The organism is Shewanella sp. 10N.286.54.B9, assembly GCF_041468565.1.
In the GTDB taxonomy this organism is placed as follows: Bacteria; Pseudomonadota; Gammaproteobacteria; order Enterobacterales; family Shewanellaceae; genus Shewanella.
Window position 1 is genome coordinate 111,269 of sequence record NZ_JBFRIY010000038.1, and the last position, 19,496, is coordinate 130,764.

The 19,496-nt window shown below is 40.2% G+C and carries 18 protein-coding genes; 13 read left to right on the forward strand and 5 right to left on the reverse strand.

What is annotated here, in order from left to right; genetic code table 11:
• Window positions 1–380 precede the first annotated feature (380 nt).
• The 4 genes from AB4135_RS14165 to AB4135_RS14180 all read left to right on the forward strand — a co-directional run bounded on the left by AB4135_RS14165 (window position 381) and on the right by AB4135_RS14180 (window position 3,882).
• The gene (locus tag AB4135_RS14165; protein ID WP_371993855.1) at window positions 381–1,658 is read left to right on the forward strand and encodes an ATP/GTP-binding protein; all 1,278 of its coding nucleotides are present in this window, start codon (window positions 381–383) and stop codon (window positions 1,656–1,658) included.
• Window positions 1,645–2,088 (forward strand): hypothetical protein, encoded by a 444-nt coding sequence (locus tag AB4135_RS14170; protein WP_371993857.1) that lies wholly within the window; start codon window positions 1,645–1,647, stop codon window positions 2,086–2,088. The genes AB4135_RS14165 and AB4135_RS14170 overlap by 14 nt, the downstream gene beginning before the upstream one ends.
• 520 nt (window positions 2,089–2,608) lie before the next feature.
• Complete coding sequence (locus AB4135_RS14175) at window positions 2,609–2,890, forward strand: hypothetical protein (protein WP_133150923.1); 282 nt, start codon at window positions 2,609–2,611, stop codon at window positions 2,888–2,890.
• A 113-nt stretch (window positions 2,891–3,003) separates the two neighbouring features.
• Window positions 3,004–3,882 (forward strand): LysR substrate-binding domain-containing protein, encoded by an 879-nt coding sequence (locus tag AB4135_RS14180; RefSeq protein ID WP_102542291.1) that lies wholly within the window; start codon window positions 3,004–3,006, stop codon window positions 3,880–3,882.
• Between the two features lie 76 nt (window positions 3,883–3,958).
• On the opposite strand, the gene AB4135_RS14185 is transcribed toward AB4135_RS14180, so the two are convergent.
• Both AB4135_RS14185 and AB4135_RS14190 read right to left on the reverse strand, forming a co-directional pair.
• Window positions 3,959–5,065: a nitrilase-related carbon-nitrogen hydrolase gene (locus AB4135_RS14185; RefSeq protein WP_102542293.1), complete on the reverse strand. Its 1,107-nt coding sequence runs from the start codon at window positions 5,063–5,065 to the stop codon at window positions 3,959–3,961.
• Between the two features lie 247 nt (window positions 5,066–5,312).
• Window positions 5,313–6,995: a thiamine pyrophosphate-binding protein gene (locus tag AB4135_RS14190; RefSeq protein ID WP_371993860.1), complete on the reverse strand. Its 1,683-nt coding sequence runs from the start codon at window positions 6,993–6,995 to the stop codon at window positions 5,313–5,315.
• Between the two features lie 577 nt (window positions 6,996–7,572).
• On the opposite strand from AB4135_RS14190, the gene AB4135_RS14195 reads away from it, so the two are divergent.
• Complete coding sequence (locus AB4135_RS14195; RefSeq protein WP_371993862.1) at window positions 7,573–8,742, forward strand: RHS repeat domain-containing protein; 1,170 nt, start codon at window positions 7,573–7,575, stop codon at window positions 8,740–8,742.
• 3 nt (window positions 8,743–8,745) lie between these two features.
• Window positions 8,746–9,150 carry a hypothetical protein gene (locus AB4135_RS14200; RefSeq protein WP_371993864.1) on the forward strand — a complete coding sequence of 135 codons (405 nt, stop codon included), beginning with the start codon at window positions 8,746–8,748 and terminating at the stop codon, window positions 9,148–9,150.
• Between the two features lie 423 nt (window positions 9,151–9,573).
• Here AB4135_RS14200 and AB4135_RS14205 read toward each other — a convergent pair whose 3' ends face one another.
• Both AB4135_RS14205 and AB4135_RS14210 read right to left on the reverse strand, forming a co-directional pair.
• Window positions 9,574–9,822: a hypothetical protein gene (locus tag AB4135_RS14205; RefSeq protein ID WP_371993865.1), complete on the reverse strand. Its 249-nt coding sequence runs from the start codon at window positions 9,820–9,822 to the stop codon at window positions 9,574–9,576.
• Window positions 9,823–10,339: 517 nt separating this feature from the next.
• On the reverse strand, window positions 10,340–11,227 hold the full coding sequence (locus AB4135_RS14210; RefSeq protein WP_371993867.1) for a LysR family transcriptional regulator: 888 nt from the start codon (window positions 11,225–11,227) through the stop codon (window positions 10,340–10,342).
• A 124-nt stretch (window positions 11,228–11,351) separates the two neighbouring features.
• Between AB4135_RS14210 and AB4135_RS14215 the strand changes: the two genes are divergently transcribed.
• From AB4135_RS14215 to AB4135_RS14225, 3 genes are all read left to right on the forward strand, one after another.
• On the forward strand, window positions 11,352–11,714 hold the full coding sequence (locus AB4135_RS14215; RefSeq protein ID WP_371993996.1) for a DoxX family protein: 363 nt from the start codon (window positions 11,352–11,354) through the stop codon (window positions 11,712–11,714).
• A 65-nt stretch (window positions 11,715–11,779) separates the two neighbouring features.
• On the forward strand, window positions 11,780–12,664 hold the full coding sequence (locus tag AB4135_RS14220) for a pirin family protein (RefSeq protein ID WP_371993869.1): 885 nt from the start codon (window positions 11,780–11,782) through the stop codon (window positions 12,662–12,664).
• A gap of 165 nt (window positions 12,665–12,829) precedes the next feature.
• Window positions 12,830–13,792, forward strand: a complete 963-nt coding sequence (locus tag AB4135_RS14225; protein WP_371993871.1) for a hypothetical protein — start codon at window positions 12,830–12,832, stop codon at window positions 13,790–13,792.
• 602 nt (window positions 13,793–14,394) lie between these two features.
• Here the strand turns inward: AB4135_RS14225 and AB4135_RS14230 are convergent.
• A complete protein-coding gene (locus tag AB4135_RS14230) occupies window positions 14,395–15,684 on the reverse strand; it encodes a citrate synthase (RefSeq protein ID WP_371993872.1) in 1,290 nt (429 codons plus the stop codon).
• A gap of 410 nt (window positions 15,685–16,094) precedes the next feature.
• Between AB4135_RS14230 and sdhC the strand changes: the two genes are divergently transcribed.
• From sdhC to AB4135_RS14250, 4 genes are read left to right on the forward strand one after another with little or no spacing between them, the layout of a single operon-like run.
• Window positions 16,095–16,490 carry a succinate dehydrogenase cytochrome b556 subunit gene (gene sdhC / locus AB4135_RS14235; protein WP_220737543.1) on the forward strand — a complete coding sequence of 132 codons (396 nt, stop codon included), beginning with the start codon at window positions 16,095–16,097 and terminating at the stop codon, window positions 16,488–16,490.
• Window positions 16,484–16,831 carry a succinate dehydrogenase, hydrophobic membrane anchor protein gene (sdhD, locus tag AB4135_RS14240; protein WP_220737526.1) on the forward strand — a complete coding sequence of 116 codons (348 nt, stop codon included), beginning with the start codon at window positions 16,484–16,486 and terminating at the stop codon, window positions 16,829–16,831. The genes sdhC and sdhD overlap by 7 nt, the downstream gene beginning before the upstream one ends.
• Entirely contained in the window at window positions 16,832–18,598 is a 1,767-nt protein-coding gene (gene sdhA / locus AB4135_RS14245; RefSeq protein WP_371993874.1) for a succinate dehydrogenase flavoprotein subunit, read from the forward strand.
• A gap of 12 nt (window positions 18,599–18,610) precedes the next feature.
• Window positions 18,611–19,318, forward strand: coding sequence for a succinate dehydrogenase iron-sulfur subunit (locus AB4135_RS14250; RefSeq protein ID WP_371993876.1), 708 nt, complete (start codon window positions 18,611–18,613; stop codon window positions 19,316–19,318).
• The last annotated feature ends 178 nt before the right edge of the window (window positions 19,319–19,496 follow it).

The following is a 19,496-nucleotide window of genomic DNA, read 5'->3' on the forward strand; positions in this document are numbered from 1 at the left end:
AAATATCATAAAGCCTATAAAAATCAATCTTATGAAATGTAAAAAAATGATACACGGACCTATTGAGACCCTAGGCTCTCTTTCTCCGCTGCCAACAAGGTAATTCCTATAGCTTGAATTTATAAATTACCTATTAACAGCAATGTCTTAGCAGTGATAGTTTATTAAAAATTTAACTAGTTGCTGAGAACGTTATCGAGCGACTAATTATTAAGTGGTTAGGTGTTTTTTGCACTTAGTTGCTTTTTTTGCGTTTTTTTTGCGAAAAACAACATTAAGTGATATCTTAGCCCTCAATCTACAAACAAAGAATAATTGTGATGTTAATAGACTATTCCGTTCAAAATTACTGCTCTTTTAACACCCGTCAAGAGTTAAGCATGCTAGCGTCGACTTCAACAAAAGAGGAGTGTGCTTTAAACAACTTGAAGGAAGTAAATGCCTTTGGAATAAAAAATGTTCTGAAGAGTTCAGCAATTTTTGGTGCCAATGGCTCAGGAAAAACTAACTTAGCTGAGTCTTTAAAGAAGTTACAAATGCTTATATTGGGTTCTTTGGACTCGGTTGGAGATAGTGTAGCCCATCAGATCCTTCCTTTTCTATTAAAGGACGATTATTTCGACGTAGCATCAGAATTTGAAGTCACCTTTCTTGCTGATGAGAATCTATACCGTTATGGGATCGCAATTTCTGAAGGAGAAATTGCCGAAGAATGGTTATATTGGACTAAAAGTTCGAGAGAGACACTTTTATTCCACAGAGACAAACAAAAAGTTAATTATAATCAACGCTCCTTCCCTGAAGCGAAGCTTTTTACAAAGCGAGAAGGTGATACTTGGTCTTTGGAAAAGACGAAAGAATTTGTTCCATTTATATCTGTTTTAGCTCAATTTGATGGTGAGAAATCAAGTGTCGTTACTTCTTGGTTCGAAAGACTAAATATTATATCTGGACTTACAGATAAAGGGTTTAAGGATTTTACCATTGAGCTTTTCGAAAAAGATGACAAATTCAGAGAGTGGGCTGTTGAGATTTTAAAGTCTTTTCAAATTTATGACTTGAACATAGTGGAAGTAGAAAGAAATCTTCCATTACCAAAAGGTAAAAAGAACTTAGAAAATAAAGAACTTAATGATGCTCTATCTAAGTTGAAAGGGTACTTAGAAAGTACGAAAGTAAAACATAAAAAAGTTGATGTTGTAAAGTTAGACGAAGAAACAGGAGAAACTTACTCAATACCTCTTAGCTTCGAGTCTGAAGGTACTCGAAAATTACTTTATCTTCTTGGCCCATTGTATGATGTCATTATTAACGATGAAATTTTATTTGTGGATGAGTTTGATAATAAATTTCACACATTACTGTGTAAGTTCATAATTGATTTGTACAATAAAAACAATCATGGTAGCAGTCAACTTATAATAACTTGTCATGATACTAATCTTCTTACAAATGAATTATTTCGTCGAGATCAGATTTGGTTTGTTGAGAAAAATAAGTCAAATGAAAGTGAAATGTATTCCCTTGTAGAATATAAAGAACATTATACAAGAAAAGATGATAGTTATAGTAAGGATTACTTGTCTGGTAAGTATGGTGCTATTCCACTGTTTAGCTCTGTTGCTATTTTAGAGGAAATGCTAAATGGTAAGAGATAGAAGTAAAAGTAAAGTAAAGGCTCGTAAAGAAAATACGAGAGAAGAACGAAAGGTTACAGGGAATCGCGACTTATTGACGTTTAGTTTTAAGTTCTTAGATCAAGATCAACCTAAAGGAAAGGAAGAAACTATACAGTTATGGGAAGAGAAAGGACTTTTAAAACCTTTAGTTAATCGTCTTAAAGAGTTGTCCGGGCTTACCCGAGAGGAAGCGTTTTCTCAAAAACAACTTAAAAATTACGGTGACTTCCCCCCGAATAAAAAAACTGATTTCTCACATCCTGTACATGTTGATAAAAATGTTGCTTGGGGAGTTATTGAAGGTATTGGAGGTCTTCCTAGAGTCGCTGGTTTTATTCAAGAAAGCACATTTTATGTTGTTTTTTTGGATAGTAATCACCGATTTTGGATTTCTAGCTTCGGACAATAGGGGGCAAGTGTTGAACTGATCGGGTAGCCAGAGGTGTCTAGCATCCCCCCCCCACACACTGCAATGGTCTAAGTTAGTTGGTAGCGTTGTTCACACCTTAATGCGGCGTTACCGCATATCTGGTTGCAATATTTTCCCTAATGCTGGCAGCTATTTTTAGAATGAAGGCTCTAACCCGCTTTTGTCCAAAAGTGAGCTAGAAAGTGCGAGTGTTTTAGCTGTAATAAAAGAACATGTAGCGGCCATCGCTTAGGTATGACAGCTTTAATTTGTCAGTTTATGGTTATATTTTATGTCAGTATATGGTTATATTTTTTAGCTAAGCTATTGAAAGCCGGAAGCGACCTATGTCAGGTTATACTTGCAGCGACAGCCTGCTAGCTTCTGTAGCGTTATTGTCTGCGCTTTCTCACCCAATCACATACTACTCGTATGCTCATGGGCTGAGAAAGCTTGACGGCTTAGCTACAAAAGCGATCAGTTTGAAATTACTTTCTTCGTCTTCTTTGTTGTGGCGTTATTGTCGGCACTTTTTCACCTCATCATGGAGCCTTCAGCGGCTGGTAATAAAGAGCCGTATGCTCATGGTGTTGTTTCTGAGAAAGCTCGACGGCTTAGCTACAAAAGCAATCAGTTTGAAATTACTAGATTTCTGCTCGCTTCTGTAGCGTTATTGTCGGCACTTTTTCACCTCATCATGGAGCCTTCAGCGGCTGGTAATAAAGAGACATTTGCTCACGGGGCTTTTGGGAAAAATTTTGACGGATTAGCCACAACTTTGGCTGCTGTGAAGTATCGCTAAAAACGGACAGTTTAGTGGTTATAATGCTATGAAATATCTTTAAATATTGATGGCTTACAGGATCTGTTCTAAACTGAAAATTAACGTAGTTATGCTAAGTTAAGGAAGGTTTAGTGAAAACTCATTTAGATGATTTGTACCTATTCTGCTTGATAGTTGAACATGGTAGCGTAAAAAAAACTCACGAAATTACCGGGCTTCCTATATCGACCATTAGCAGACGCTTAGGCCTATTAGAAGAGAGTTTGTCTCTGAATCTCATGATACGAGGAAATCACACACTCAAACCAACCAATATTGGTCAAAGATACTATGATTCGTTACAACCAGTTTTTGAGCAAATAATATTTAAGAAAAATTCGTTAGAGGAAGAAAATGAATTGGTTTTTGGCCATATATCATTAGCCGTTCCTGCAAGCTTATATTCAAGTTACTTTCATAATCCAATCAATAACTTCTTGCGTAAATATAGAAATGTAAATATGTCAGTGCAATTGGAATTTATAAAGGATCTCATCATTCCTGATAATATTGATATTGCAATAATTATTGGAGAAATCCAAGATAAGGATATAATTGCACGGAAGATATCAGAAGTTAAAATGGTGCTTGTAAGTACCCCAAGTTACATTAACTCACAAAGGCCGCTTTCGTCACCCGAACAACTAAAGCAATGGGATTATATCGCAGCAACTCCGTATACTAGTTTAGATATTAATTCCAAACAGTATAAAGTTAAACCGAAAATGTTACTTTCAGATATGAGTTCTGTTATTACGACTGTTTTAGATGACACCGGATTTTCATATGTTCCGTTATATTCTGTCCAGGAATATTTGTTGGATAACAAACTAGAACTGTTATTTCCAGATTCGGTATGTAAGACGCTAGATGTTTATTTGGTCTATCACAATAGGAAACAACCATTAGCTCACAAAAAACTGGTTAACTTCATTGTTGATTCACTAAAAACTGAGGGGATACCTTATTAATTTAATTTGAAAGTTCAACTGCTACAAGTTTTTATACTAGTTGAACTTTCATTTTCTTGAATATTAGTAGTGTTTTCTAAGACTGCTTTTTTTTATAGCCATAAACACGAGACTCCCAATCTTCAGCATTCGGTGGAGTGAAAATGCCCCTGTCAATCATGTTGTGTACTTGAGAGTGCATAATTTCTGTTGCATACTCACCTGCAGTATAAGTTGTTCTATCCTTGTTTATGTTCTTTGGTAAGTTTGGCTTTTCATATATTTTAGTAATGATTTCGCATCTTAAATCTTTTATCCAGTTTCCAATAGGTGTATTTATCCTATATTCTCGTAATGCCTCTATATTAACCTCACCAGAGAGGAAACTAACGTTTGTAGTCGATTTCTCCGCAACTATGCGACCTTTATAGTCTATCAACTGTGACTTCCCGTTTGTGAGGGCTACAGGTCCATAGGGAGTTTGTGATACTCCAGATTGGTTACCTAGTACATACACTGTATTATTAAGGGCGTGCGCACGATTTTGAATTTCAGAAGCATCAGCAAAGGGCTCTGGTATGTTCATGCGCAATATGAGCTCTGCTCCATTCATAGCAAGGCCGCGAACATATTCAGGATAAGAACCTTCCATCGCCATTGCAAACCCAATATTGCCTATTTCAGTTTTGGCTACGGGGTAAAACGCATCTAAGTTATCTCCATATAACTCAACCCATTGGTCGTAAACATCATGAGGTGTTGTTGATGGTTCACATGGATAAAGGGTTGAGTTTTTACAGCTGCGCAGAATAACCTCGCCTTGAGGGTTTAATAAGATATCTTCATTAAAGTAACGATTTGGGAACTCTTTACGAATCGTTCTGGCCTGAAATGCTAGATAGATTTTGTGCTTTTTAGCGATGGAACCCAATAATAGTACTTCTTGGCCATTTTCAATATCAATTGCAATGTTCTTTATATATTCGTCTGGGTCCATCTCTTGAGTCTCATCAGGAAACCCCTGTAAACCGCCTTCAATCAGAGTAATAAGTTTTACATTACCATCTTCAGAGGCTAACCAAATAGCAGAGTCTGCTAAGGCTTCTATCTCATCGATGATTGCTGGAATTTCATTTCGATGTTGAATGAAAGTTGTTTTGCTCGTTAACCCAATTGCAATGTAAGGAGGAATGTAAGTGCTCATTGTTTATACCTATATTTATGTTCTGTCTCTCTGTGTTATACGACAAAGAAATTTTATTAAACTGAGATAAGTGTTTAATACACTTATCTAGTTTTTATGTGAGTTTTCCTATTTACTGTTGTCTAATAATGTTTACCACAGTAATAGTTCTATTTTAATGTTGATTTTAACTTTTATATTCATGGCGAATAGTGCTCGCCATGAATATTTAGTTAGCTTTAAATTAGTGATTCAATACTCCACTAAATTAATGTTTTAGTGCTCCACTAAACTTGATGTTAAATTCAGCTGAATCATTTGGGTCAAGCATAATTCGAACAATGTTAACGCCTTTTGGTGTTTCCAGCTGATCAAATACTTTTTGCATATCAGCTTCAGTTTTTACAACATAACTATGTATATCAACACCCTCTGTACCACCAAGTGCTTCACCTAGCTTTTCATATTTCCATACGGCAATGTCATTATAAGAGCGATGTTTACCAGGTTTAATCGCTCGTTCTGCACCGTAACCCGCGTTATCTAATACGAACAAAGCAAGATCTTTCTTATGCTCTATGAGTGTCGCTAGCTCTTGGCCTGTCATGGTAAAAGCACCTTCGCCTGAGATACACACTGAGCGAGCAGATTTTTCTTCGTTAGCCATGTTTGCGCCAACGTAAATACCAAACCCTGCGCCGAGAGAGCCCCAGTTTCCGCAACCCTCGAATTGGGTGCCTGCTGGAAATTCAGCTTGAGAGCCATTAATGTGGCCGCCCGTATCACCATAAACCATATCGTTTGGTTTCAGGTAGTTGGCAAACTGCACGAACAGGCGATCGATAGTGATATCTGCATCGGTCGCTACAAACTTGTCTTTGCGTTCAAAAACAAATTTACGCTTATCAGCAATTTCTAACTCCCCTTTAGGAATATCCATCACAATTTGGTTTAACTTTGGTAAGAACTCACGCAAATATACTTCGTCGTATCGCTTACCATTGATCTCTACATAGTTCTGTCTAATCCAGATAACATCTTGGTTGTTACCCATTGTTGAAGAGAAGACTCCTGTGTCAAACTCGTTGTAAGTCATACCGAGGCCAATTGCTACATCAGCATTTGTCATCATATCAACCGTATAATCTTGGCTTGTTGTACCTAAAAAAGTACCTACTGAATTTGGATGAGCATCAAAGTCACCCATTTTGCATACAAATGTAGTTGATACGCAGGCATTTAGACGGTCAACTAAAGTTAATCCCTCATCAATCATGCGTTCGCGCTTTAGTAGGTGACCAGTAACGATACTTCTGGTTTTACTATTACTTATAATTTCATAAGCATCTTTAAGTGCTTTGGTCATATTGGTTTTAGAAGACTGATTTAACATTAAATCTAGAGGATGATCGGGAGCATCAACCAACTGAGTTTGAATGTCATATGGGATCTCAAGATAAACCGGCTTTTTCGCTTGTATTGATTTTCGTAGTAGATTGTCAATTTCGTACGCTGCCGTGCTTTGTTTCTCAAGACGCTTGCTACCAACAGTAAAGTTACTAAATACTCGAAGGTTGAAATCAAAATCAGTTCCTACTACATGGTGGAGTAGTTTCTCAGTAGGTGTATTAATAACCTCAACAGTTGGAGCACCTGCAATGACAATCATTGGTGAGTCGTCTGCATAGGCACCAGCCACAGCATTAGTGCAACTTAGTGAGCCGACACCAAATGTAACGGCCATTGCGCCAAAACCATTTTCTCTAGAGTAGCCATCAGCTGCGTATGAACCATTCAGTTCGTTTCTTGTGAGTACATGTTGTACACCGTGAGGCTGATCGATTAGTTCATCAAAGAATGGCAGCACATAATCACCAGGAATACCGAAAAGGTGATTAACGTTAAGCTCTTTTAGTCGCATTAATAGATATGTTGAGATTGTTACTTTCATAATGTTTACCTGTTTATTAAGTTAAAGCTGTAACGATTTGATGAAGCTATTTTTATCTTTTTTACGTATATAAGAAATAACCAATACAGAGAGTCCGAATCCCATTTTTGATAACAAGACGTAAAACTGCAATGTGACGGGAGAAATGCTCAGGCTAAAATTAGCTATATGCTGTTTATAAATAAGAGGTTTTCTGTTATTTACCATCTCTTAAATAGAATGCTTTTGATTTATTTGACTGTAGGGGAGTTCATAGCTCTGTTGTTTATAGCTCTTTTTTATATGGTTCTATTGCCTATTGCCTATTGCCTATTGCCTATTGCCTATTGCCTATTGCCTATTGCCTATTGATTAAAAACTTGGTGGTTGTTAATTGTTTCTGTGAGGTTTGATGATTCTTTCTCTGACAAATGTTATTTATGATCACGAAAACCCTAGATATGAAATTATATCTAGGGTTTTGCTTTTATCCATATTAATTGAGTTGCTATCACCGAGTACTATGATGATAGCTATATTTTTAGCTTGCCTAATCTATGTGTTTAAATCGATATGTTGGCAGATTATTTAATCTTCCTTGGGTATCGACCCAACAATTCTATCTTCCCAGCCAGAGCGCAGCCATCAACTGCTCTATACCTTGCGAGACAGGCTTGGTAGTGCAACGACAATGGTTGACCATCAGGGCAATATCATCACTCAACGTTACTTCGACCCGTTTGGGCGCACGGCTTCGGCAAGTGTGGCGGGCAGTTTAGGGGATTTGGTTAATACCAACCGTAATCGCCACGGTTTTACTGACCATGAGCATTTGAATGAACAGCAACTTATTCATATGAACGGTCGGGTGTATGATTATAACCTCGGCCGCTTATTGAGTGTTGACCCGTTTATTCAATCGCCGACATCGACGCAAAGTGTTAATCCGTATTCGTACATTATGAATAATCCGCTGGCGGGGACGGATCCGACGGGGTATAAGTCAATTGATATATCAGGTAGACGTCCAGAATGCGGTGATATCGGTGGGTGTTGGGATAAACCGATTGAAGAAATATTTAAACAAAAAAACCAATCTAATCGAAATAATGGTTCAGAGAAATCGCAGTCTTCTCAGAAGGCAGATGTTCAGGTTGATAAGATTGGTGGGCAGGAGAATAAGCAGGATATTGGACTTACTGATAAAGAGTTTACTACCTTTATGGAGAAGCATGTTAGTCATGAGTCTGAAATTGATGAAAATTTTAACACTGTAGAAAGCGAAATTACTAAGGAGCTTTTGCTAGGGTTGAGAGGATATGCTGCTACGGAGCTTGGTGCAAAAGTTATCCGAGGAATAATGGAGAATGGTAAGTCAGTTCTATTTACTGAAGGATATTTTCCAGGTGATGGCTATAGTGCTAATGACCTTTCTGATTCAGCAATACAAATTACATATACCTCTAATATTGATGGATGGAAACAATCTAGGCAGAATATGCACAAAGGTAATGAAATAAACTCAGCAACTATTGGGTCATTAATTGCGCATGAATTTGGTCATACTTCTGCGGGCAGGGCTGCTCTGGGGTTAAATGTAATCCCTCAAAGGCGACCGGGAAGAAGCCAATATGATCCCATTCTACTCAAGGCTGAAGAGGTACGCGCAACTACTCGCTTTGAAAATGTGTATCGTAGAGCAAAGGAAATGCCGATGAGAACTCATTACGCTGACACTGATGTGCGAACATTTAATGGAGGATTGTAGGACATGAAATATTTTTTATTACTTACTCTTTTCCTTGTTATTAGTTTTAACAATGTACGTGCAAATGAGTGTGATACGCTATCAGAAAAAGAGGGGAAGCTAAGACTGGAGTTGAGAAACTATATAGAGCACCGCGAAATCCCTAAATTCCCTAGGGATGAGTTAATTTTTCAAGAGAGCCTAAAAGAGGGCCGTGATGGTCTAATTGAATGTATAATTGTAAGGTTTACAGTTGACGCATCGTTATCACCAGTTAACTTCAAGATATTGAATAGTTCGTATAATAGACAGTTTTCAAGAAGTAGCGTACAGGCCCTTAAAAAATATAGGTTTAAGGGAAATGCCAAAAATAAGAGTTTTGTGGAAGTATTTGAATTTAAAATTGAACAAATGGATGGTAAGCCATAATAAACAATAATTGTGGACCACTAATACATAGACAGGCATAGTTAATGGCATCAATCGCGACCTCCTATTATGCTTGATTTGAGCATTGAACAAGGAGGTTGCATGCCGAGGCCAAGACGAACCCTTATTAGTATTGAAGACACCCCCTATTATTGGTTTATATGGACAGGCATGATAAATCAAACTCAGATAGCTAGTGATTCCCCCCCTCTTAATTAGCCCCATTTTTTGGGGCTTTTTGTTGCCTGTAAGTTGGTAATTTGGCCAGCACCGTGAGCCGTACTCACCAGTAGAAGTGATCAGTTGGGAACAGTAGTTTGTGCAATTAACTCCAGCGCCACTAAGTGGCGGTGCTGGTAAAAATGAGACGCTCTGCTGTTCAACACTGATCTGTTCTGCTGCTCACTACTGCATATGCCGCTGTTATTTTGCAAATAATGTACGCTGAAAAATTTTGTGTTTAAGTGCGCTTAATGAGTCAGGAAGGTATTTTTCTTGATAGAGAATGTCAGTGATCACTTGAATTTCGCTGTGGCAGATAAAACTATAGAATTGATTTTGCCCCTCGCTAGAGTTGGGTACGATACCGACTTGAATGGCGCGCTGACACAATTGTTGGTAAAGCGTCAGTATCGGTTGGAGGTCAACCGTGCCTTTATTTATTAGGCGCATTGGCAGATAGAGTTTATCAATGCTTGATGTTTCACAAGAGCAAATAAAGTCATATGCATTGTGGGGGATATCAATATAGCGCTCTGCAAATTGAGTATTAATGTACAGATAAAAGTCTGGTAAGCCCCTAGTTTTCTAGACACTTTAAACTCTTGCTGATTACTCGTTCATGTCCAAAAGTGAGTTACTAGACAGATAGCAAGCGCTGAACATGCTGGCGAGCCAATAACAATGCAGCTAACGAGTGCACTTTTAGTGCTAATTACTTAACTTAGAGTGTTTAGTTGAGTCATTAGCAATAAAGCTACGTGCTGCCTCACTAGTGTAAAGCTCACGATGACGACTCTTGTTACTGTTAGATGTTGGCATTTCAAACATTATAATTGGCAAAGCTGACATGTTTGCGCTGTATGAGTCGTTAACGCTTGAGTCACGTTGTACTAAAAGGTGTGAATGTATAAATCTATTATGTCTAATCGCAAAGTTACATAATGGCTCACAAAAAACCATGGAATATCTAATTCTTTAAAACCTCCCAAATAGTTGAGGCCACAGGGCCATTAATGGCGGGAGAGTTCCTTCTAAAAGCAAAGAAGTTAATATCCAATGCCAAGTGGGTATCTTCAAGCTTAATTTCTGATAGTAATCCTTTATTGATTTCATCATCAACTAAGTGCGCGGGTAACCGCCCCCAGCCCAACCCTGTAACGAGTAATTGCTTTTTGGTTGCTAAATCACTGACCAACCATCGCCTTTGGCCCATCTGAACGCCAAAGTTTCGATTAAATACTCCTTCCGCTTTGCCTGAATCATTCATAATGACTTGCTGAAACCGCCTTAAGTCAGACACTTTTTTTGCACTTTTCATCTGCTCAACAAGCGCTGGAGTGGCGACATTTCGTAGCTGTGATTGATAGAGTGGAAGATAGTCAAACCCTTCTTCTTCTAATAAGAATGGCATAATGGGAGCGATACCAATATCAGCATTACCGTCCTTTATCATTTGAATTGTTCCTGAGAGAACTTCTGTTTTTAATTTAATTTGTGTTTCAGGATACTCATTCTGCAACAGCTTAAGCATAGGCGCTAAAGCATTTAAATCCGTATTTGCATCTAGCGCTATGCATATTTTTTCTTCGTTCTTTTTATTAAAGTGAAGTAATAGTTGTGACAAATCATCAGCTTCTTCTAGCACCCTCAAAGATTGCTGATAAAACCGCCGTCCTATTGAGGTTAGCTCTAATCTATAACCTGAACGGTCGAATAGCTTAGCCCCACTTTCAAACTCTAATGCCTTTAAAGCCTGACTAATTGCGGGTTGTGTTTTGTGTAGTAGCTCAGAGGCAGATTTGACCGAACCTGTTTCGATTAAAGCTTGCATGACTTTTAACTGCTCTAATTTCATCTGTAACCTCAATAAACTTAAGTAAAAGTTATAGTTTTAATAATAAAGTATAAATATATATTTTACTCGCTCTACGCTAATCTTTTTACAACATTTAAATTTAAGGAAATATTGCATGGCTCAGATGACTAAGAAGTCTATTACACATTGGCTACTAACGGGGCTCCTCGGATTGGTTTTTGTCGCTGCTGGTGGGGCTAAGTTAGTGGGCGTAGAGCAAGTTCTGCTCCCATTTGTTCATATGAATATGCTTGCAATGGCTAAAGTTGTTGGTGTGTTAGAAATAGCTGGCGCGATTGGGCTTTTTGTTCCTAAATTTCGGTTTTTAGCAGCTTTAGGGCTTTCAGGAATAATGGTTGGTGCGATCGCATATCACTTAGTGCTTGATCCTGAAAAAGCTGCGTTGCCAGGCATCATTCTTTTAATGCTATGCGGAATTCTGGCTTGGCTCAATCGCTCTGCAGTTAAAGCAAAATTAGTGTCCTAATTGGGTTATTGGTCATTTTAGCAAGATAGAAGATATACCTGTTGTAAGCATTAATAGGTGGAACTATGAAACCAATTATTTCTAAAGAGAAGGCTATAGCGGACAAAGTGGGAGCTATTGATATCATGAGAGCTTTACCTAGCGATTTAACTCCTAGAGTAGGGCCAATTATATTCTTAGATCATATTCTTGAGAAAAACTTATTACCAGGTGAGTTTTCAGCGCCAAATGGCTCTTTTGCACATCCTCATCGTGGCATTGCTACTTTTACCTACTTACTGAAAGGGGAGCTAATTCATTTCGATAGTAATGGTGGTTATGGCCGAGTTAAGGCGGGTGGTGTGCAGTGGATGAATGCGGGAAACGGTGTTATCCATGATGAAGTTATACCTGAAGAATTTCGTGTTAGTGGAGGGGCATTCTACGGCTTTCAGTTTTGGGTGAACCTTCCGGCTGAAATTAAAGAGCAAGCACCTGATTACATGCCAGTCCAAGCTGAAGAATTACCACTTATTCAGCTAGCTGATGGACAAGCCACGTTAAAAGTTCTGTTAGGGGAATATGGCGGTAAATCTTCTCCCATACCAGCTTTTACTCAGCAATTCATTTGGCACATAAAGTTGTCTGGTAAAGCATCGATAGAATTGAAGACTCTCGAAGGATTAGAGTATGGCGGTTACTTACCTAATGGAAATGCACACTTCAACGATATTGAGATTAGTGCAAGAGAATTAGTCGTTTTTGATAGCAATGATACAGGTATTACTATTTCCAATAAGGCAAGTAAAGAACTAGAGATTCTGTTATTTGGTGGTGAACCTTATGAAGAGAAAATAGTATCTCACGGGCCCTTTGTTATGAACACCGTTGAAGAAATTGGTCAGGCTTACGAGGACTTTCGTAGCGGTAAATACGGAAAGATTGACTATCAAATAACAGGAGAGAGTTGATTAAATTGAAATGACATCGAAGTTTATATTCTTGAACACCGTGATTAGGCCCGGAAGATAACTTTAACAGTGATTTATTCCTGTGAAAGAAGCCTATCTCTCAAGCGTATTCGGACTTTTTCAAATTGTATATTTATCTACTTTTTAACTATAAGAGGCATAAAAATGAATAATTATGTTAAAGCTGATGCAACACATATCGACTTTCCAATTTCGAACAGGGAAGAACATTTTGAGTGGTGGTATTTCGATGCGCATCTTGATAATGGTGACCACATCGTGGTGATGTACTCACTTAACGATACGAGACTTAAGCCTCGAGCGCCTTCAGTAAGGTTGAACATATACCCTCAAGGTAAGCCCGATATTTGGAAAATGACGATCTATTCTGAAGGTGAAGTGACAACTAGTTACGACAAATGTGATGTTACCTTTGGCGAGGAGTATTGCCGTGACTGTGGTGACTATTATGAAATCTATACTTTGATTGAGGGATATGGAGCAAAGCTTCGCCTAAGCAAAAAGAATCATCCGTTTACTACCGAGGGTGTCCCATTCCCGTTACCTTGGACGGTTGCAGTGCCTTCTGGCGTTATCGAAGGGGAGATCTACAAAGATGGTCAAACCACTAAGGTTAAAGGTGTGGGTTACCACGATCATAATTGGGGGGATAAAAATCTAGCGGGTACTTTCAAAAACTGGTACTGGGGTAAAGTTCATACTCCTGACATATCTATCGACTATGCGATGTTTATGAATGACGATGATACTGTCGGTATGCCCATTGCTTTGGTGACCACCGAAGATAGCTTGTTAATGACTCCTACAGATGCAAGAGATGGAGACAACCCTGTTAGTTTTGATGGCGAAGTAAACGCAACAATGACTGATGAAACGATGGGTTATACATTTGCAAAAGAGTTCACCTTATCTGGGACAAAGGACGATGTAAGCTTCACCTTAAACGTTAAGCTTGCTGATATTGTGATGATAGAAGAGGGCAAGTTGCTACCGGGTGAAGATGTATATCGTTATATTGGTGAAGAGGTGTTAACTGTTACTCGGAATAATAAAACCAAGGTTTATAACGAAAGCAGTTTACACGAGATTGTATATCTAAAAAGCTAGAAATACTGCAGCCTGTCCGACGACTCGGTTATTCTTAGTATCGAAAACCGAGTCGTTGAGCAGATTTATATTCTGAAATATGCGCTCTACCATCAAGAATAAGTGTTCAGAGTTAACTTTTATAGTTAGTGCTGAGTGCTGAGTGCTGAGTGAAGAGAGATAGTCGCGTCTGCACCAGCGGTCAACCGTTCATTTCTATGCGTCAATACATGCAAATATCCTGTTCAGCAGCAGCAGCACCGCCACCGCCGCTTATCGTAACCACTGATGCTCGGCGGGCGAACCATAACGGGGTGGACATGCTATGTCATGCAATAAAAAAGGCACTCGATGAGTGCCTTTTCCTATTAAGAAACTAGCTGATTAACCGCGTTTGTTTTTAGCAACACTTTCCATGATGAGAAGACGTTCTGCATCACCAGTGTATAACTGACGCGGACGGCTGATCTTGTGACCAGGCTGATCTAGCATCTCTTGCCAATGTGCAATCCAACCTACTGTGCGCGCTAGGGCGAACTATAACTGGGTGAACATGCTATGTCTGGCAATAAAAAAGGCACTCGATGAGTGCCTTTTAGGGTTAATAACTCAAACCAGAGTTATTAGCCGCGTTTGTCTTTAGCGATAAAGCTACGTTCTGCATCACCAGTGTATAGCTGACGAGGACGGCTGATCTTGTGACCAGGCTGGTCGAGCATCTCTTTCCAGTGAGCAATCCAACCGACTGTGCGCGCTAGGGCGAATAGTACTGTGAACATGCTAGTTGGAATACCAATAGCCTTCATGATGATCCCTGAGTAGAAATCAACATTTGGATAAAGTTTCTTAGAGACGAAATACTCGTCTTCTAGTGCAATACGTTCAAGTTCCATTGCAACATCTAACAGCGGATCATTGACGTTTAGCTCAGCAAGCACTTCATGACATGTTTCGCGCATTACTTTTGCACGAGGGTCGAAGTTTTTGTAAACACGGTGTCCGAAGCCCATTAGACGGAAAGGATCTTCTTTATCCTTTGCACGTGCAATAAACTCAGGAATGCGATCAACACTGCCAATCTCTTCAAGCATGTTTAAACAAGCTTCATTTGCGCCACCATGAGCTGGTCCCCAAAGAGACGCAATACCCGCAGCGATACAAGCAAATGGGTTAGCCCCAGATGAACCTGCTAAACGAACAGTTGACGTTGATGCATTTTGTTCGTGATCGGCATGTAGGATGAAGATACGATCCATAGCACGTTCAACGATTGGGTTAACTTTGTACTCTTCACACGGCACAGCAAACATCATGCTTAGGAAGTTACCAGCGTAACTTAGGTCGTTACGTGGGTAGACAAATGGTTGACCAATTGAGTACTTGTAACACATTGCAGCAATAGTCGGCATCTTAGAGACCAAACGGAAGGCTGCGATTTCACGGTGACGTTCGTCATTCACATCCAAAGAGTCTTGGTAGAATGCCGATAGGGCACCAGTAACACCACATAGCATTGCCATTGGGTGAGCATCACGTCTGAAACCTCTAAAGAAGGCTGCAAGTTGCTCATTCACCATAGTGTGGTTCTTAACCATATGTACGAATGATTCGTACTGTGCTTTATTCGGAAGCTCTCCGTAAAGCAACAAATAGCATAGATCTAAATAATCAGAGTCCACGGCCAACTCGCCAATTGGGTAACCGCGGTGAAGCAGGATCCCTTGTGCGCCGTCGATATAAGTAATTGCTGATTCACAGGAGGCTGTCGCGAGAAATCCTGGATCGAAGGTAAAGTGCCCCTTACTACCTAGTTTACTGATGTCAATTACATCAAATCCTGCCGTTCCTTTTTTGATCGGCAGATCGATTGAATCATTCCCTGGTAGCTCTAACTTGGCTATATTTTCAGCCATACCCCATTCTCCTTACTTCATTCTTATTGAGTGCGGCTTATCAAACGCCAATACTTTACAGTGGATCTGGGTCACATTTCAATTTAAATAAGCGTTTAAATTTCTTAGACCATGGTCTTATCCAAGTGTAACCACTTGTTGCAACAGCCACTTGGCAGATTTTTTTACCAAAAAAACTATATTTCCATAATGTGATGTTTGTATTTGACATTTCACCCACGTATACTTGCTGCGGCTCAGATGAGCTGCAGACATTAGCGAATAGTTATCACTTTTTTACATACTTAATTAGTGCTCACTAAACTGTTAAATGTTTGTTTAAAGTTTTCTTTTGTGAAGGGCGTAAACTGTGACCTAGTTCACGGATGAAGATCCAAGCAAAAGCGGTTCGTATAACAAAAATTAGCTCAATTGAGCAGAGTGAGCAGAACGTGAAAAAGCAAAGACCTGTCCATTTAGATCTGCAGACTGTAAAGTTTCCTGCAACGGCCATCGCGTCCATCCTACATCGTGTATCGGGCGTTATTATGTTGTTTGCTGTCGGTATCCTTATCTGGTTGCTTAATGAGTCATTAGCATCCGCGGAAAGTTTTGCTGGCGTCCAATCTCTTTTTGATAGCTTTATCGTTAAGTTTATCGTTTGGGGAATTCTTACTGCACTGGGTTATCACTTGATAGTGGGTTTGCGCCACTTAGTGATGGATGCCGGTTACTGGGAAGAACTCTCTTCAGGATTAACTTCAGCTAAAGTCGCTATTGCATTGTCAGTAGTGTTTTCAATCATTGCGGGGATTTGGGTATGGTAACAAATGCAGCAAGTCTTGGTCGCAGCGGTGTCCATGACTTTATTCTTATACGTGCAAGTGCAGTAATTCTAGCCTGTTACACTATTTTTATGGTTGGTTTTATCGCATGTAGCTCTCCACTGACTTATGATGCATGGCACGGGTTGTTCAGTGCTCTGCCAATGAAAGTCTTCACACTTCTCGCACTGGTTGCGATTCTAGTCCATTCATGGATTGGTATTTGGCAGGTACTTACCGATTACGTTAAGTGTGTGTCTCTACGTGGTGTACTTCAGTTTGTTTTTGTCGTAGCAGCCTTCTCTTATTTGGCAGCAGGCATTTTGATAGTGTGGGGTGTTTAAGTGGGTATTCCAGTTCGCGAATTTGACGCGGTTGTTATCGGCGCTGGTGGCGCAGGTATGCGCGCGGCACTACAAATTTCTAAAGAAGGTAAGAGCTGCGCGCTGTTATCTAAAGTTTTCCCTACTCGTTCTCATACAGTATCTGCGCAGGGTGGTATTACCGTAGCGCTGGGTAATGCCCATGAAGATCACTGGGAACAGCACATGTACGATACTGTGAAAGGTTCTGATTTTATCGGTGACCAAGAAGCTATCGAATTTATGTGTAAAACCGGACCGGAAGCGGTCATCGAACTTGAGCAAATGGGTCTACCTTTCTCTCGATTTGAAAACGGTACTATTTACCAACGCCCATTCGGCGGCCAGTCTAAAAACTTTGGTGGCGAGCAAGCTGCACGTACCGCAGCAGCGGCTGACCGTACTGGTCACGCGCTTCTTCATTGCTTATACCAGCAAAATGTTAAACATAAGACTGAAGTTTTCTCAGAGTGGTACGCACTCGATTTAGTTAAAAACGAAGACGGTGTCATCGTCGGTTGTACTGCAATCGAAATTGAAACTGGCGAAATCGTTTACTTTAAAGCCAAGGCAACCATCCTAGCGACTGGTGGAGCAGGGCGTATTTACGCATCTACCACTAACGCACATATTAACACTGGTGACGGTGTGGGTATGGCGATGCGCGCTGGCGTTCAAATGCAAGACATGGAAATGTGGCAGTTCCACCCAACAGGTATTGCTGGAGCGGGTGTTCTTGTGACTGAAGGTTGTCGTGGTGAAGGCGGATACCTGCTGAACAAAGACGGCGAGCGCTTCATGGAACGTTATGCTCCAAACGCTAAAGATTTGGCATCTCGTGACGTGGTAGCACGTTCAATGATGACTGAAATCCGCGAAGGTCGTGGTCTTGACGGTCCATTAGGTCCGCACTGTTTACTAAAACTTGATCACTTAGGTAAAGAAACCCTTGAAGCGCGTCTTCCAGGTGTTTGTGAATTGTCTCGTACATTCGCCCATATCGATCCTGCTGATGGTCCAATTCCAGTATTACCGACTTGTCACTATATGATGGGTGGCTTGCCAGCTAAAGTAAGTGGTCAGGTTCTTCGTCAAAATGACGACGGCACTGAAGAAGATATCGTTGGTTTATTCGCTGTGGGTGAGATTGCTTGTGTGTCAGTGCACGGCGCTAACCGTCTAGGTGGTAACTCACTACTCGATTTAGTGGTATTTGGGCGAGCAGCGGGTCAACACTTAGGTAAAGCACTTGATGCAACACCTAATCCTAAAGATGCTTCAGATGCTGATATCGAATCATCGCTAGCTCGCTTGAATCGTTGGGAAAGCAACAAAGACGGTGAAGATCCTGCGGTTATCCGTAAAGATCTACAACTTTGTATGCAGCTTAACTTCTCTGTATTTAGAAGTGGTGACGCAATGGCTGAAGGCCTTAAAGAGCTTAAAGCAATTCGTACCCGTTTAGAGAATGCCAAGCTGTCTGACAATTCATCTGAGTTTAATACTCAACGTATCGAATGTTTAGAGCTTGATAATTTGATGGCCACAGCGATTGCAACTGCAACCGCAGCTAACTTCCGTACGGAAAGTCGTGGTGCGCATTCACGTGAAGATTTCTTAGACCGTGATGATGAAAACTGGTTATGCCACAGCGTATATGACCCAGTTACCGAGCTAATGACTAAGCGTGATGTGAACATGGAGCCTAAGCTTCGTGATGCATTCCCGCCTATCAAACGTACTTACTAAGGAGTCGCGACGATGAAATTGGAATTTGCAGTTTATCGCTACAATCCTGATGTAGATACTAAGCCATACATGAAGGATTACACTTTAGAAGTGGATGAAGGTACCGATATGATGGTCCTTGATGCATTGATGAAGCTGAAAGAGTTAGATTCAACATTGTCATTTAGACGTTCATGCCGTGAAGGTGTGTGTGGTAGTGACGGTGTCAATATGAATGGTAAAAATGGATTAGCGTGTATCACGCCTGTTTCTACCTTCAAGAACAAGAAGATAGAGATCCGCCCGCTACCAGGTATGCCTGTAGTGCGCGACTTAATCGTCGACTTAACTCAGTTCTACACTCAGTATGAAAAGATTAAGCCGTATTTGATTAATGATGAAAAAACGCCTGCGCGTGAACATCTGCAATCTCCTGAAGAGCGTGAGCATTTAGATGGACTCTATGAGTGTATTATGTGTGCATGTTGTTCTACAGCTTGTCCGTCATTCTGGTGGAACCCTGATAAGTTCATCGGTCCAAGTGGCTTGCTACACGCATACCGCTTCTTGATCGACAGCCGCGACACCGCGACTGAAGAGCGTTTGTCAGAGCTTGATGATGCATACAGTGTATTCCGCTGCCATGGCATCATGAACTGTGTTGACGTTTGTCCTAAAGGGCTGAATCCGACAAAAGCAATTGGACACATCAAGTCTATGCTTCTGAAGAGAGCCATTTAATGCAGTATAAAGAGCCGATATTGATATAGCTCTATGAGAGTCACTTTCTTTATTGGAAGTGACTCTTTTTGTGTCACGGAAGACAATATAAAGATAATCTGGAACTCTAGGGGCTACAGAGATTACAGACAATTTGGGTTTGCTCGAACTATCTGTATTTATGACTTTGGCTAAGCAC